The following is a 15,779-nucleotide window of genomic DNA, read 5'->3' as shown; positions in this document are numbered from 1 at the left end:
TGTCATTCCGCCAGCATGAATTCGGCGCAGCGCTCCGCGATCATGATCGTCGGCGCGTTCGTGTTGCCGGACACGATTCGCGGCATCACCGACGCATCGCAGATCCGCAGGCCGTCGACGCCCTGCACCGAGAGGCGCGGCGTCACGACCGCGTGTTCGTCGTTGCCCATGCGGCAGGTGCCGGCCGGGTGATAGACGGTTTTCGCGCGGCGCCGCACGTAGTCGGCGAGTGCCGTATCGGCCAGCGTCTCGGCTTCGCGCACGATGCGCGCGAGCGACGGCGCGCGGATGATTTGCCGCGCGAGCGCGACGCCGCGCACGAGACCGTCGACATCGGCCGGGTCGGACAGCGCGCCGCTGTCGAACAGGATCGGCGCGGCCGGATCGTTGCCGCGCAGTTGCACCGAGCCGCGCGAGCGCGGCCTGAGCAGGCACGGGTTGATCGACAGGCCGTGGCCGGGCAGCGGCTCGCGATCGACGTCGCCGACGAGCGTCGGCAGCACGTGGAACTGGATGTCCGGGCGGCCGCTGCCGGTCGTGTCGACGAACGCGCCGGATTCGACGACGTTCGACGTCAGCAGGCCCGTGCGGCACAGCATCCACTGCAGCCCGTGCCGCAATGCCTTCAGCCCGCGATCCTCGCCCAGCAGGCTCACGGGTGCGTGGCTGCGGCCGTAGATCGAGACTTCGAGATGATCCTGGTAATTCGCGCCGACGTCGCGGCTGTCGTGCAGCACGTCGATGCCGTGCGCGTGCAGGTGCGCGCCGAGCCCGATGCCCGACAGCATCAGCAGCTTCGGCGTGCTCAGCGCACCGGCTGCGAGCACGACGTCGGCGCGCGAGGCGGCCGAACCCGTCGCGCCGCTTGCCGTCCGCCATTCGACGCCGGTCGCACGCCGGCCGTCGAACAGGATGCGCGTCACGCGGCAGCCGGTCAGCACGCGCAGGTTCGGATGCCGCAGCGCGTCGGCGAGATAGGTGGCCGCGGTACTGCCGCGCCGGCCGTCGAAGATCGTCGTGTGGTAGAACCCGACGCCCTGTTGCGCGGCGCCGTTGAAATCGTCGTTGTAGGCGATGCCGGTTTCCTGCGCGGCTTTCACGAAGGCGAGGCTCAACGGATGCCTGAAGCGCGTGTCGCCGACCTTCAGCGGCCCGTCGGTGCCGTGAAACGGCTCGGAGAGGCGCAGGTGCGATTCGGCGCGCCTGAACACGGGCAGCACGTCGTCCCAGCCCCAGCCCGTGCAGCCGAGCGCGGCCCAGTCGTCGTAGTCGTCGCGCGTGCCGCGCACGTACAGCATCGCGTTGACCGAACTGCCGCCCCCGAGCGTGCGGCCCTGCGGCACGTAGGTCCTGCGTCCCGCCGCACCGGCTTGCGGCTCGCTCTCGAACGTGACCGTGCGGCGCGTGCCGAGTACGCGGATGAACGTCGCCGGTATCCGGATGAACAGGCTGTCGTCCTTCGGGCCGTCCTCGAGCAGCAGCACGCGCCTGCCGGCCTTCACCAGCCGGTGCGCGACCGTGCAGCCGGCCGAGCCGCCGCCGACGACGATATGGTCGTACGTCTCCATCCTGCTTCTTCTCCTTGCTGTCGGGCGGCGAAACGAGTGCCGCCGCGCAGGAAGCCAGCTTAGCGGCCGCCATGCGGCCCCGTTTGACCGGGACGGACGGGGTGTTTGCCTCGCAGGGACGCGGCGGCGGGTGGACGGTGGCGGGCTACCGCGCGTCGGCCGGCGCCGGTGCCGACGCGCGCGACTCGCTCGGCGTCTCGCCGAAGCGCGCGCGATAGCTGCGGCTGAAGTGCGCGCTGTTGTTGAAGCCCCAGCGGAACGCGATTTCGCTGACCGTCAGGTGCTTCAGCGACCGGTCGCGCAAGTCGGCGCGGCAGCGTTCGAGCCGCCGCGCAAGGATGTAGCGCGTGAGCGGCGTTCCTTCGATCTCGAAGACGCGCGCGAGCTGGCGCGGCGACAGGTTGATCGCGCGGCTCACCGACTGGCTGTCGAGATCGTCGTCGGCGAGATGGCTGTCGATGAACGCTTTTGCGCGCGACAGCGTGTGGACGGTCGACTTGGTCGGCGACGCGTCGCCGTCGCGCAGCCGCAGCATCGACTGCACGAGATCGAGGATCGCGGCGGCGCGCCGTTCGCGCGCGCCGGGCGTCGGCTCCTGCGGCGCGGCGAGCAGCGCATACACCTGCCGCACGGCCCACGATGCGACGCCGTCGTCACGGTCGATCTTGACGAGGCTGCGGTAGCGCCACGGGCCGACGCGCGCCTCGAACACGTCGCGCGGCACGTCGAGCACGGTCATCGCCATGTCGGCGGGAAAACCGTGGCCGTACGGCATCGACGTGTCGTAGAGCACGAGGTCGCCGGGCCCGTGCTGCATGCAGTCGACGTCCTGGAACGTATAGCCTTGCCCTGCGTGCATCAGGCAGATGAACACGGCATCGCGCTGGTCCGCATGGATGTTGTGCGGCGTGCGCACGACCGCGTGCCGGTTCGCGACGATGTCGCAGGCGCCGAACAGCCCGAGATCGCGCTTGCGCAGCGTCGCGTCGATGCCTTCGGACGACTTGCCGCTGCATTCGATCCGCACGAGCGTGCGCGCGACATGGTCGACCCAGAAGTCGACGCGTTCGTGGCCGCGCACGGCGCGCGTCGAGATCGTGGCGATCTCCGTGCTGGTGTCCGGCATGACGTTCTCCCGATGACCGCCTGAGCGGCGCAGTCTCGGGTACGTCGGAGCGCGTGGTCAATCCGTGAAAGACCCGGGACACGCCTGTGACGCCCTTGCAGCGGGGCATGGCGGGCGCAGGCGCGATCGATGTCCGGCCGAGTCAAGGGAAGCGGCCGCGTGAGTCAAGACACGTGTGCGATTTCGGGTTAGGTCGTGCCGGGTTACTTCGACGAAGACGACGGCAGCCCGAGCGACACGTCCTGCTCGTAGCCCATCTTGCCGCCGCGGTACTCGACACTGACGTAGCCGGCCCGCCGCGCGTCGGTGACGTTCGCGTAGATCGACGTCATCACCATTCCGGCGTCGCAGTCGAGCGCGATCGTGCGGTCGATGCGGCCCGTCGCGATGTTCACGGCCCGCAGCGACTGCATCGCGAGGCCGCACTTGTCGGACAGCGCATAGACGCCGACCAGCATGTGCGTCTTCGTGCGATACCACATCGGAATATCGACGGTGCCGTCGAGCCGGATGTGATCCTTATCGTTGTCGTTCAGTCGCCCGACTTCATTCAGCGTGATCGGCAATGTCTTGCGGCCGTCGTCCCAGGTGCCGGTTGCCGTTTGACCGGCGACGTTCAGCGCGATCGGGCAGGGCTTCGGCCGCGACGGCGATGCGGCGGGCACGACCGGCGAGTCGGCGTTCGATGCCGGCGGCGATGCTTCGCACAGCGTCATGCGGCCATCGGGCTCACGGCGGCCCTGCAACGGGATCGGCTTGCGATGCGCATCGTAGTAGTAGCTGCCGTCGACGCGCCAGCGGCCCGCGTCGTTGCGGTTGATTGCGTCGTAGGTCTGCAGCGACACGTGGACCGGCGCGGTGCCGATCGTGCCGGTGTAGTTGACGACTTCGTACCAGCCTGCATAAGACGCGGCCGGCGCGCAGGCGAACGGCACGGCGAGCATGGCGGCGAACGGGCAGGCGTAGCGGGCGCGACGGGTGTTCCGGGGCATGGGCGCTTTTTGTGCGTGGTGTGGGTCCGGGCGTCACGGATATCGGTCCGGCCGTGTCGAGCCGTGCGGCGGGCCGCCCGTGCGCCGCCATTGTATCCATCCGCCTCACCCGAATGCCCCGCCTCCGCGCATGCGGTGACAAGGACGCGCACGCGACACGGGCCGGTCGCGGAACCGCGCAGGCCGCGCGATCCGGTCGACCGGCCTGCTGCCGACGACTTCAGGCCGCGCTGGCCTCGTCGATCCGGCGGATGTCGTCCTGATCGAGCGTGACGCGGATTGCGTCGCCGAGCGATTCCAGCTGCGCCAGCGACGTCGCGCTTGCGATCGGTGCGGTGATCGTCGGCCGCGCGATCTGCCAGGCGAGCGCGATCGCGGCCGGCTGCGTGCCGTGTTTCGCGGCTACCGCATCGAGTGCCGCGAGGATGCGCAGCCCGCGTTCATTCAGGTAGCCGGCGACGCGGTCGCCGCGCACGCTCTTCTTCAGGTCGGCCTCGCTGCGGTACTTGCCCGACAGGAAGCCGCTCGCGAGCGCGTAGTAATTGACGACACCGAGCTTCAGGTCGCGCACGACCGGTTCGAGATCGCGTTCGTAGTCGGCGCGGTCGAGCAGGTTGTATTCGGGCTGGATGACCTGGTACGCGGGCAGGCCGTCGCGCTGGCTGATGTCGGCGGCTTCGCGCAGCCGCGCGCCGCTGTAGTTCGATGCGCCGATGATCCGCACCTTGCCCGCTTCGATCAGCGTTTGATACGCGCCGAGCGTTTCCTCGAGCGGGGCCGTGTCGGCGAGATCCCTGTGCGAGAAATACAGGTCGATGTAGTCGGTCTGCAGGCGGCGCAGCGAATCGTCGGCGGCTTTCAGGATGTTGTCTTTCGTCAGCCCCGCGCGCGCGGCCAGCAGGCCGACCTTGGTCGAGATCACGACCTGTTCGCGCTTGCCGGAGCGCTTGAGCCACTTGCCGATGATCGTTTCCGACTCGCCGCCGCTGTTGCCGGGGGCCCAGGCCGAGTAGACATCGGCCGTGTCGATGAAGTTGATGCCGGTGTCGGCGAGCGCGTCGAGCAGCGCAAACGACGTGTTCTCGTCGACGGTCCAGCCGAAGACGTTGCCGCCGAACGCGAGCGGCGAAACCTGGATGTTCGATGTGCCGAGGGGGCGGTGTGCCATGTTTCTCTCCGGGTGCTGCGGGATCAGGGGATTGGACTGCGGGAGATGAAGCCGGTCGCGTTGAGACGGCGAAGCGCAGCACGAGGTTCCTCCTGCAGCACGCAAATCGACGTGTTCGGAGGCCGTGTGTCGGGATGCCGGATCAAGCGGCATCATCATGGATGCGCCATCCGTTCGAGCGTCGCCCGGTACGCCGCAAGATATTGTATTTGTTACCGATTTCTTGCGAGAGGCGAAGAAATTACCGGGTCGTGTCAGCGTTGTCGCTGGTCGCGCTCTACGATATCCTTTCATCCCAAAAATAGGGAGGCAGCGCGCCGCTGCCATTCGAACGAAAGATCATTCTGAGGCGGTCATGGCTGACCTTGCAGCATTTATTCGCCCTCCGTTTTTCCTGCAAGACAAGCGCTTGCTCACGCTGTCTTTCCCCCACGACGACGCGCCTTCGGTCACCGACTCGTACGGCCGGCATCGTCCGGCGCGGCTGGTTGTGGAGCGGCTCGTCGCGCACGAGGGGCTCGGGATCGACTTCACGTTCGAACTGACGCTGCTGTCCGGCGAGGCCGGCGTCACGCTGGACGACATGCTGGGCAAGCTGCTCGCGGTGTCGATGGTGCGCCCCGATGGCGGCCTGCGTTATTTCACCGGTTACTGCACCGAGTTTTCGCTGGTCCGCAACGACGATTCGGTTGCGGAATATCGCGCGGTGCTGCGTCCGTGGAGCCATTTCCTGCGGACCCGCGTGAACAACCGCCTGTTCCTCGGCCAATCGCTTCAGCAGCAGATCGGCACGCTGCTCGCCGATTACCAGGGGCTCGCGCCGTCGTGGGAGTGGCGCGTGCGCGGCGACGATCCCGCGCGCACGATGAACGTCCAGGGCGGTGGGCTCGGCGAAAGCGACTGGAACTACATCGTCCGCCATCTGGAAGCCGTCGGGTGCCTGTACTGGTGGGAGCACGACGAGAAAGGCCTGAAGCTGATCGTCGGCGACGACAGCACGGTGCAGTGCCCGGCCGTCGACGGTCGCTCGCCCGTGATCCGTTTCCAGACGCACGACGGTCCGATGGCCGCCGACGCCATTTCGCAATGGTCCGCGGTGCGGTTGCTGTCCGCCGGCAGTTACAGCGCGACCGCGTTCGATTTCAAGGCGCCGCATGCGGCCAATGCGCAGATTCCGACGCTGCATCCGCCGGGCGTCGCGCCGCAGGTCGAGCATCACGAATACGTGGGGCACTACGGTTTCGCGAAACAGACGCGCGCCGGCGATGCGCTCGCACGCGTGCGGATGGAGGAGATCGAGGCGGCCGCGACGCGTTTCGACGCGGCCGGCAACCATCACGGCATCCTGCCCGGACGCTGGTTCCAGCTGTCCGATCACTTCAGCGCGGCGTCGGGCAGCCCGCAGGATCACGAGTACCTGATTCTCGAAGCCCGTCACGAAGCAGCGAACAACTACCTGCAGGCGGACGGCAAGCCCGAGTATCGCAACCGCTTCGTCGCGGGCCATCGGCATACGCCCTGGCGCCCGGGCCGTGGCTTCAACAGCGAGCCCGTGCGCGTGCTGGCGCCGCAAACCGCGACCGTCGCGGGCGCGAAGGGCTCCGGCAGCGTTGACGTCGACGAATACGGTCGGGTCTGCATCGTCTACCACTGGGATCGTGCAGCGCAGACCAGCGCACGGATTCGCGTGGCTGCCGGCTGGGCCGGCGGCGAGAAGGGCATGATCGCGCATCCCCGCGTGGGCAGCGAGGTGGTCGTGATGTGCCTCGACGGCAATCCCGACCGGCCGATCGTGGCGGGTACCACATACAACGCGGAACGGATGCCGCCATGGGCGCTGCCCGACCAGCAGGTGTTGACGGGGCTGCGCAGCCGCGAGCTGTCGGGCGACGCCGGTAACGCGGCGGGCGGCCGCTCGAACCACGTGCTGCTCGACGACACGCCGCAGCAGCTCCAGTTGAAGCTGCGCAGCGATACCGACGCCAGCGAACTGACCCTGGGACACAACGTCCGCATCGACAATACGCAGGGGCGCACCGATCAGCGCGCGCGCGGGTTCGAGTTGCGGACCGACGCGCACGGTGCGGTTCGGGCGGCCAAGGGCCTGTTGGTGACCAGCGAAGCGCGCTACGACGCGCGCGCCCATGCGACGGACATCGACGAAACCGTCGCGCGCCTCGACAAGGCGCACGACCTGCACGAATCGTTGTCGGGTTCCGCGCACGACGTGAAGGCGCAGGAGTCCGGCGACCAGGATGCCGTCCATCAGGCGCTCCGCACGCAGAACGACGGCCTGAGAGGCACCGGCGGCAATCCTCAGCAAGGCGAGTTTCCGGAGTTCGCGCAGCCGTTTCTCGCGCTCGCCAGCCCGGCCGGGATCCTGGCCACGACGACGGGGTCGACCCATGTCGCGAGCGACCAGCACGTCGCGTTGACGAGCGGCGCCCATACGAGCATCGGCGCGGGCAAGAGCATGCTGGTCAGCGCGCAGGAGGCCGTGCGCGTCGCCGCGTTCGAAAAAGGCATCCGGCTCGTGGCCGCCGCCGCCGACATCGACATCCAGGCGCTGAAGGACAGCATCAACGTGCTGGCCAAGCTGGACGTGAAGGTCGATGCGAACCGCATCACCATCACCGCGAAGGAAGAAGTCCTGATCAACGGCGGCACCAGCTATACGCGCTGGAACGGCAGCGGCATCGTGCACGGGACCAAGGGCGAATTCACCGCGCATGCCGCGTCGCATACGTTCATGGGGCCGGACAGCCTGCCGGTGCCCGCGCGCGCGTTCCCGGGCACGGCGTGCGCGCCGTGCATGGTCAACGCGGCATCGATGGCGTCGCCGTTCGCGGCCAAGGCGTGAGGCAGGGCAGCGCATGACGAATGACCTGATTGCCGCGCAGGCGGCCGACGCGCTGCAGGCGGCGCTGTCGTCGCAGGACGGGCTGCGCGCTTACGTTCTGATCGATGGCGCATTGCTCGATACCTTGCCGGACGATGACAAGGCGTCGTGGCCCGCGTTCGTCGCGGCCTCGCTGCTCGACGACGCCGACGACGAGGCGAGAATCGTCGGGCCGCTGCTGTTCGAATGGCAGCCCGGCGCCGACGGTGCCGATGCCGCGGACGCGATCGAGCCGCGCAGCATTCCGTGGCCGGCAGCGAGCGTGCTCGTGTCGCCGCTGTCGCTCGAGCGACTGGCCGCGCATCTGGCGCCGATGGTGGACGTCCAGCTCGAGCAGATGGAGAGCGTGATGCTGATGCGCTTCTTCGATCCGCGCGTGCTGCCGTTCTGGCTCGACATGCTGCCCGCCGCGCATCGCGCGTATCTGGCGCAGGGCGTGCGGCACTGGATTCACCGCGATACCTCGCTGCAGCTCCGGACGGCGGACATCGCCGCGCCCGCCAACGTCAGGCAGGCCGCCGAATTTCCGCTGCAGTTGACCCAGGCTCAGGAAGACGATCTGCTCGCCGCCTGCTATCCGTACACGATGCTCGAGCGGCTGCGTACCGAAAAGCCCGCGCTGCTCGCGTCGTTGCCGGCCGCACAGCACTACGGCTTCGTGCGCGATCAACTGGCGCGCTGCCGCGCGCACGGCGCCGACAGCGCGGCGTCGCTGCTGATCTATTGCGAACTGGCGTTGCGGTACGGCGCGCGCTTCGACGAGGATCCGGCGATGGCCGCCGTGTTCGACGCGGTGGCGCAGGGGCAGGCGTTTCCGGAGGCGCTGGCGCTGGTGCCGGCGGAAGACTGGCGGCGCATGCAGGAAGCGGCCGCGTGATGGCGCGTGCGCGACGCGACTCGAATGAAATCGACTGGAAGAGAAGGAAGTTCAATATGAACCGCTGCTGGATCAGCTTGCTGTCCGTGATGGTCTTTTCCACGGCTGCGTGCAGCAAAACCACGGGCGATGCTGAAAAGGAAAGCCTGGCCCCCGGCGACGCGAGCAAGTGGAATGACCCGAATTACGACGTCATAACGGCGGGGTCTTTCAACTATACGGATTACGATATCTACGGCGTTTACCTCCTGCCGCCGGACAAGAACAGCCTCGACGATGCGGCGAGCGCCGATGGGAAGAGCGCCACGCCGCGGAGCGCGACACGCTGGACAGGCGGCGGCGGGCAAAGACCGAGCCTCGCATGGGATTTGCGATGGACCACGCCTCGCAAGTTCAAAGTGTGGTGGGAGCGCGTGGTCGACAAGCGCGCATTGGAAGCTTCGTCCCCCGATTACGACGAGTACACGCATCGAGAAACCCGACCCGGGATGGCATGGTGTGAAGGCGAGATCACGATCACGCGCCCGCCCGTGAAGGGCAAGAGCGGCGGTATCGTGTTGCACTTCTTCCCCGATGGCCGTGTGGAAGGTGATATGGACTTCCACGTCGATGGCCCAGCCCCGAAGGTGGCGCTTTCAATGCGCGACGAGCAGCGCAAGCTGACCGGTCGTGCCTGCCTGAAGGAAATTCCCAATCCGTTCTATGGGCGCAAGAAGCCGGCCCAATGGAACTGACGCTGGGCACATTGCCGAAACAGGAGCGAAACTGCCGTGAGCAATCCCCCCATTGTCAGACGCATCTCGGATCTCACCCCCGCCGAGGACGCCATCCGCAGTGCCCAGCGAGAAATTCTTGATCCGCTGCTGATCGAGCAATGCAAGGAGTGCCCGAAGCCCGTGTGGTTCACGGCATTCTTCGACGGAACGGGCAACAACTTCGACCTGGACGGCCGTGGTTTGAAGGATGTCAAGCTGACCAAGTACAGCAATATCGCGAAGCTCTGGCGGTTTGCGCATGCTGAAGACAACGCGTTCCCCCGGACTGTTGCACGCTATGTCGAAGGTGTCGGCACGCCGTGCGACAAAGTAGGAGATACCGGAAAAGGTCTCGACAACGCACTCGGTATGGCTGCCGCGAGAAAAGGCGAGTTGCGCATCCGATGGATGCTCAACGAACTCGACAGGCATGTCACCGGTCACATGCCCGCTGTGAGCCAGATCAACCTGGCCGTATTCGGTTTCTCGCGGGGCGCGACGGAAGCGCGTGCCTTCGTTCGCATGCTGACCGAGCAACTCGCCGAGAATATCGGCGGGAGGCTTTGGTGGAACAAGAAGAACATGAAGGGGCATCGCCCCGAAGTGGTCGTTTATTTCCTTGGAATTCTTGATACGGTTTCGTCAACGGGCTTCGGCGGCAGCCGCGTCGAGGCTGCGGGACCGGCCATCGCTACCATTTTTTTCGGACCGCTCGCCGGCGGTTACCTCTACTACATCGACAAAGGCGGTCACGCGGAATGGGCGAACGATATTCGCATTCCGGGCTACGTGCGGCAATGTGTTCACTATGTGGCATCGCAGGAGGTGCGGGAAAAATTCCCCGGTGACTCGGTGCGGGAAGACCAGAAGATTCCCGCGAACTGCCGCGAGGTGTACTACCCTGGCATGCACTCGGACGTGGGCGGTGGTTACGAGCACAACTACCAGGAAGGTCGAACCAACGAGTTGGCCAACGTTGCGCTGAACAATCTCTATATCGAAGCATGGAAGGCCGGCGTCCCGTTTCGTTCACCAAAGGAACTGCTTGCGGACGCCGGGCAACAGTTCGAGATTTCCAAGGAGCTGGAGGCCGCATGGAATGTCTACATGGGTCAGGGGGGCGGCAAAGGTGCGGGCGTGGCGCCGAACAGCGACAGGCTCGAGGCGCAGGTCATCTGGCACATGAACCGCTATTATCAGTGGCGCGCCAGCAGAAGCCGACGCCTGAAGGACGGCCGTCTGAAGCCACCCGGTGGCGTGGACGATCATATGGTCATTACCGATCGCGAGTGGAATGAAGATACGGATCGCTTGCGTCACGCAAACGGCGGATACCTGACTGTCTCTGTTTCGGAACAGGAAAAAGCCATCGACGCGGCCGTCCGGGTTGCCGGCAACTGGCTGGGTAGCCTCGATCCAGCGACGCGCGCGACGTTCGACAAGTTCTTCGACCACTATGTGCACGATTCGATTGCAGGTTTCAAGAAGCAGATGGAAGACGGCTACGTCGGCGCTGCGGAATTGAGCCGCTGGACGGTCAACCGCCAGTACTTCATGGGCAAGCGCGGCAAGAAGTTCCTGTACTGGCGCTACGAGGGCGACAAGGCCGAGCAGGCCGCCACGCAACTCGCCAAGGCCGATCCGGCCAAGCAGCAGGATCCGATGGCCGCCGACGAACCCCAACTGGCCAGCAACCAGCCCATCGGCGGCACGCTGCCCGACACGACATCGGCGGCCTGACGCCGATCGCGACCGGCTGACCTCACGTCGCGGCAGACCGCATCTGCCGCGACGCTCCCCTCCCTACCGCAACTGCACGGCCGCGAGAAACAGCACCATGCTGCCGATCGCGCCGTCCAGCACGCGCCACGCAACGGCCTTGCGGAACCACGGCGCGAGCAATCGTGCCCCGTAGCCGAGCCCGAGGAACCACACGACGCTGACCGACATCGCGCCGATCGCGAACGCGAGCCGCGCGCCTTCCGGTTCACGCGCGCCGGCCGTGCCGATCAGCAGGAACGTGTCGAGATACACGTGCGGGTTGAGCCACGTGAACGCGAGCGTCATCAGCACGATCGCGAGCCCGCTCTGCGGCGGCGGGGCGACCGCATCGCCGCGCACGTCGAGCGTTTCATGGCCCGGCTTGAACGCGCGGCGCAGCGCGTTGATGCCGAACCACGCGAGATAGGCGAGGCCCACATACAGCACCGCATGGACGAAGGTCGGATAGCGTTCGACGAGCGCCGATGCGCCGCCGACGCCTGCGCCGATCAGGATCATGTCGGACAGTGCGCACAGCAGCACGATCTTGCCGACATGCGAGCGCATGATGCCCTGCCGCAGCACGAATGCGTTCTGTGCGCCGATGGTGACGATGAGCGACCCGCAGAGCGCGGCGCCGTGGGAAAAAACGAGCCAGTTCATGATGGATGACAGCAGGAGAAGCAGTAGACGGATGAATCGGGTAGCGCTAGTCTGCGGTCAGCATGAAAATAAGAGAAGCTAAATCACCTAATGCAGATTAAGGAAATCTAATGCTCGACTACGCGTTGCTCGATGCCCTCGCGGCGGTGATCCGGCACGGTTCGTTCGAGCGTGCGGCCAAGGAGCTGAATGTCACGCCGTCGGCCGTGTCGCAGCGCGTGAAATTGCTGGAGGAGCGGGTCGGCAGCGTGCTCGTCAAGCGCGGGCAGCCGTGCGTCGCGACGACGTCGGGTGCGCTGCTGTGCCGTCACACCGAGCGCGTGCAGCTGCTCGAGGCCGAGCTGGGCGGGCGGATGCCGGCACTGCCGGGCCAGATCGCGAGCACATGGCCGACGTTGCGCGTGGCCGTCAACGACGACAGCGTCGCGACGTGGTTCATCGACGCGGTCGGGCCGTTCTGCACGGAGCGCGAAACGTTGCTCGATCTCGTGATCGACGATCAGGATTACACGGCTTCGCGTATTCGCGACGGCAGCGTGCAGGGCGCCGTGACCGCACAGGCCGAACCGATCCAGGGGTGCCGATCGGAGCGGCTCGGGCGGATCCGCTATCGCGCGGTATGCTCGCCGGCGTTTTACGAACGCTACTTCGGCGCGGGCATTACCCGCGATGCGCTGCGTCGCGCGCCGTGTGTGATGTTCAATCCGAAGGACGGGCTGCAGGCGCGTTTCATCCGGCGCGTGACGCGCGCGGATCTCGATCCGCCGCAGCACTGGATACCGCACGTCGCGGGCTATCTGCGCGCATGCGAGACGGGATTGGGATGGGGGATGTGTCCGGACCGGATGGTCGATCGCCAGCTGGCGGCGGGTGAACTGGTCGACATGTCGCGCGGGCGAACGATCGATATCGACCTTTACTGGCAGAGCTGGCGTTTGTCGATCGGCTGGCTCGACGATTTCAGCGCGGCGCTGAAGGCGCGCGCCGCGCTGTTCCTCGATTGACCGATCGCGTGACGCGGGCGGCGCGGCGCGCGAGATGCGCGCCGTGCGGGATCACGTCAGACGTGGTGCAGGCCGTCGAAATCGACGATCTGGACGTGGCGGCCCTGCATTTCGATCAGGCCGCGCTTCTGGAATTTCGACAGCGTGCGGCTGACCGTTTCGAGCGTCATGCCGAGGTAGCTGCCGATGTCTTCGCGCGTCATCCGCAGGTTGAATTCCGACGGCGAGTAGCCGCGCTTCAGGTAACGCGACGATACGTCGAGCAGGAACGCGGCGACGCGCTCTTCGGCGTTCAGCGAACCGAGCAGCATCGTTTGCGACGTTTCGCGCACGATCTGTTCGCTCATCAGCTTGTGCATGCGCAACTGCATCGAACCGGCTTCCGAGCACAATGCCTTGAGCGCGCTGTACGGAATCACGCAGACGGAACTGTCTTCCAGCGCGACTGCGGTGCGCGGATGCGTGTCGTCGCAGATGCCGTCGAGGCCGAGCGCTTCGCCGGCGAGATGCAGGCCGGTGACCTGCTCGCGGCCGTCGTGGCGCGTCGCGACGGTTTTCAGCGAACCCGAGCGCACCGCGTACAGGTTGTCGAACGCGTCGCCTTCGCGGAACAACGCTTCGCCGCGCTTGACGGGACGCGCCGCGCAGATGACCGATTCGAGGCGACTGAGCGCTTCGGGCGCCAGCCCCTGCGGCATGCACAGGTGCCGCATCGCGCACGTCGAGCAGTGGGCGGCCTGGCGAGGCGCCCAGCTACCGGCATGAGGCGTGGCGGCGGGACGTGTGGCGACGGGCGTCAGCATGATCGTTTACTCCGGCGTTGAATCGACGGAATCATTGTCCCACCGCAACTTGCCGCTGTCGGGTGACAAAACGTCGCGACCGGCCGCGTATGCCGAACGCCGTTCACGCGGCCGGCTCGTCGACGTTGGCGGCCGCCGGGATCAGCAGCACGGGCAGCGTCGCGTGGCGCACGCATTGCTCGGCGATGCTGCCGAGCACGAGACGGCGGAACCCGCGGCGGCCGTGCGTGCCGAGCACCAGCAGATCGGCGCCGAACGCTTTCGCGCCGTCCAGGATCAGCGACGATACGTCGTTGAGCGACGTCGCTTCGCTCCGACGCGTCTCGCCCTTCACGCCCGCTGCCTGCATCAGCGTCGCGAAATCCTTCGCGAGTGCGTCGCCCTGCGCGACGAGCTGGTCGCGCAGCACGGACGGATCGTAGCCGGGGACGTTGTAGTAGATCGCGGCGTTCTCGACGACGTAGAACGGTTGCAGCTCGGCGCCGTGCGATTTCGCGAGCGCCAGCGCGGCATCGAACGCATGGCGGGACGTGTCGCTGCCGTCGACGGCAACCAGAATACGCTTGTACATAGTGTCTCCGAGTGGCGGGTTGAAACGAAGTCGGCCGGATGGCCGATCGGGCTGGGCGATGCGCGATGCTGCGAGGCAGGGTAAACCAATGGCCGGGACTTTGCAGCGAGGTGCCGGTCGTGCCGCGCGGCGGTGCCGCCTCCGATTTGCGGCGCATGCCATGCACGGGGTGCATGCAGTGACGTGCGGGACGTGTCGTGCGGCGTGGCCGCCGCCGTCGTCCGCATCGTCGGTGGAAACGCATGCGCGGGCAGCGTTGTCGCGCGCGGCACATGCGCATGCATGTGCATCGCCACGCGCGCCGATCAAAGCGACACGACGCGACGGTCACGCGGATGCATCGCCCGCATCGCCATTCAATCGCAATCGCGCCGTTTCGACATGACCTCGATCAACGCATCTGCATCGGCGCGATTCACGGCGTGCATGAGACCGCCGGCGCCGTCGCGCGGAATCGTTCGTTCCTGCATCGCGCGGTTGCCGGCCCATGGTCGGCGCACTGTCGCGTGCGCCGATCCTCGGCCATCGGCTGTCGGCCGATACCGGTTGGCAAACGAACGATCGATTCAAACGCCGCGCCGGCTATCTCGGGACGGCCGTCAGCTCGAATACGCGCTCCGGCCGCCGCTGGTGGCCGGGCCAGTACGTGCTGCCGTACATCCGGTGGACGGGGCCGAACGGCGCATCGCTCATCGCCGGCGGTGCGTCGAAGCCTTTCTCGATCACCATGTATCCGGCACGCAGCGCGAACGCCGGATGGTTGCCGCCGGGGCGGCTGTCGAACCCGGCGAAGCCGTCGCCGGCTTCCGGCATCGCATTGACGAGCGACGCGTTGCTGCGCGTGATCTGGTCGGGCGAGATCGGCCCGCCGCCGGCGAGACGCGACGCCTCGCGGTTCTTGCCGTCGGTGTCGACCGTGCTGTCGTGCGTGTCGTCGTTGTCGAGCTCGATGCTGCGCGGGCGCAAGCGCTCGGTTTGACCGGATGATTCCATCGCGGCTCTCCTCGCGGCGAAGCGTTCCGGATCGAAGCAAATCCCGTTCCGGACATGACGGGAAAAGGCGCGCGGGCGATCGCCGCGGTCGCGCGACGCGCACTGATTTGTCGTGATTTATTTCAGCTAGAAGACGCGTTTTCTACAGAGTATGATTCTTTTCCTGCGAAGCGGCGACAGGGGATTGAGTCGCGCCGCCTCTGCCCGCGCCGGGGCGCTGCAGCACCCTTAAAGACGGGTAGTGAACAACAAAGCAAGGGACTAGAGGTGGCGGATTCATGCAAGCGACTACTGCCTTCACGCACCGCGGTTATCTGTTGAACTGTGCGCCCGCGCGTGCCAGCGACGGTTCGTTCAAGCCCTACGTCGTGATCTCCCGATCGAGCGACGGGGAGCTCGTTGCGAACCGCTTTTTCCCGATCGAGCTCCAGTTCAACGACGAAGGCGACGCGATCGCGCACGCGCGCGACTGGGCCGTGCGATGGATCGACGCCAGCAGCATCACGATCTGACGCCGCCGCGATTCGGTGCCCTCGGCCGTCCGGCCGATCCCCGGCGTGCCGCCGCCGGGCACAAAACGCGGTAATCTTGCGGAACCC

General features: G+C 66.6%; 14 protein-coding genes. 6 read left to right on the top strand and 8 right to left on the bottom strand.

The window, feature by feature from the left end:
• Positions 1-2: 2 nt before the first annotated feature.
• The 4 genes from ACTJLD_RS05735 to ACTJLD_RS05720 all read right to left on the bottom strand — a co-directional run bounded on the left by ACTJLD_RS05735 (position 3) and on the right by ACTJLD_RS05720 (position 4,854).
• The gene (locus ACTJLD_RS05735; protein WP_440658246.1) at positions 3-1,568 is read right to left on the bottom strand and encodes a GMC family oxidoreductase; all 1,566 of its coding nucleotides are present in this window, start codon (positions 1,566-1,568) and stop codon (positions 3-5) included.
• A 145-nt stretch (positions 1,569-1,713) separates the two neighbouring features.
• Entirely contained in the window at positions 1,714-2,694 is a 981-nt protein-coding gene (locus ACTJLD_RS05730; protein ID WP_027790110.1) for a helix-turn-helix domain-containing protein, read from the bottom strand.
• Positions 2,695-2,897: 203 nt separating this feature from the next.
• Positions 2,898-3,686, bottom strand: a complete 789-nt coding sequence (locus ACTJLD_RS05725) for a hypothetical protein (RefSeq protein ID WP_440658245.1) — start codon at positions 3,684-3,686, stop codon at positions 2,898-2,900.
• A gap of 220 nt (positions 3,687-3,906) precedes the next feature.
• Positions 3,907-4,854, bottom strand: coding sequence for an aldo/keto reductase (locus tag ACTJLD_RS05720; protein WP_124535758.1), 948 nt, complete (start codon positions 4,852-4,854; stop codon positions 3,907-3,909).
• Positions 4,855-5,263: 409 nt separating this feature from the next.
• Here ACTJLD_RS05720 and ACTJLD_RS05715 point away from each other — a divergent pair, with 409 nt between their 5' ends.
• From ACTJLD_RS05715 to ACTJLD_RS05700, 4 genes are read left to right on the top strand one after another with little or no spacing between them, the layout of a single operon-like run.
• Complete coding sequence (locus ACTJLD_RS05715) at positions 5,264-7,714, top strand: type VI secretion system Vgr family protein (protein WP_440658244.1); 2,451 nt, start codon at positions 5,264-5,266, stop codon at positions 7,712-7,714.
• A gap of 13 nt (positions 7,715-7,727) precedes the next feature.
• On the top strand, positions 7,728-8,630 hold the full coding sequence (locus ACTJLD_RS05710; RefSeq protein WP_060371766.1) for a DUF4123 domain-containing protein: 903 nt from the start codon (positions 7,728-7,730) through the stop codon (positions 8,628-8,630).
• Positions 8,631-8,686: 56 nt separating this feature from the next.
• Positions 8,687-9,364 (top strand): DUF3304 domain-containing protein, encoded by a 678-nt coding sequence (locus ACTJLD_RS05705; protein ID WP_440658243.1) that lies wholly within the window; start codon positions 8,687-8,689, stop codon positions 9,362-9,364.
• 36 nt (positions 9,365-9,400) lie between these two features.
• Positions 9,401-11,125, top strand: a complete 1,725-nt coding sequence (locus ACTJLD_RS05700) for a T6SS phospholipase effector Tle1-like catalytic domain-containing protein (protein WP_226150728.1) — start codon at positions 9,401-9,403, stop codon at positions 11,123-11,125.
• Positions 11,126-11,188: 63 nt separating this feature from the next.
• Here the strand turns inward: ACTJLD_RS05700 and ACTJLD_RS05695 are convergent, their stop codons facing one another.
• A complete protein-coding gene (locus ACTJLD_RS05695; RefSeq protein ID WP_440658242.1) occupies positions 11,189-11,809 on the bottom strand; it encodes a LysE/ArgO family amino acid transporter in 621 nt (206 codons plus the stop codon).
• Positions 11,810-11,919: 110 nt separating this feature from the next.
• On the opposite strand from ACTJLD_RS05695, the gene ACTJLD_RS05690 reads away from it, so the two are divergent.
• Complete coding sequence (locus ACTJLD_RS05690; RefSeq protein WP_440658241.1) at positions 11,920-12,813, top strand: LysR family transcriptional regulator ArgP; 894 nt, start codon at positions 11,920-11,922, stop codon at positions 12,811-12,813.
• A gap of 56 nt (positions 12,814-12,869) precedes the next feature.
• Here ACTJLD_RS05690 and fnr read toward each other — a convergent pair whose 3' ends face one another.
• From fnr to ACTJLD_RS05675, 3 genes are all read right to left on the bottom strand, one after another.
• A complete protein-coding gene (gene fnr / locus ACTJLD_RS05685) occupies positions 12,870-13,616 on the bottom strand; it encodes a fumarate/nitrate reduction transcriptional regulator Fnr (RefSeq protein WP_059523493.1) in 747 nt (248 codons plus the stop codon).
• Positions 13,617-13,719: 103 nt separating this feature from the next.
• Positions 13,720-14,187, bottom strand: a complete 468-nt coding sequence (locus ACTJLD_RS05680; protein ID WP_059699216.1) for a universal stress protein — start codon at positions 14,185-14,187, stop codon at positions 13,720-13,722.
• A gap of 582 nt (positions 14,188-14,769) precedes the next feature.
• A complete protein-coding gene (locus ACTJLD_RS05675; RefSeq protein ID WP_059684808.1) occupies positions 14,770-15,180 on the bottom strand; it encodes a DUF3005 domain-containing protein in 411 nt (136 codons plus the stop codon).
• 278 nt (positions 15,181-15,458) lie between these two features.
• Between ACTJLD_RS05675 and ACTJLD_RS05670 the strand changes: the two genes are divergently transcribed.
• Complete coding sequence (locus ACTJLD_RS05670) at positions 15,459-15,692, top strand: hypothetical protein (RefSeq protein ID WP_011356723.1); 234 nt, start codon at positions 15,459-15,461, stop codon at positions 15,690-15,692.
• Positions 15,693-15,779 lie beyond the last annotated feature (87 nt).

The organism is Burkholderia sp. 22088 (assembly GCF_052045915.1).
GTDB lineage: Bacteria > Pseudomonadota > Gammaproteobacteria > Burkholderiales > Burkholderiaceae > Burkholderia > Burkholderia cepacia.
Note: the sequence above shows the minus strand (reverse complement) of the source record. Positions and strands in the feature narration are given on the sequence as shown.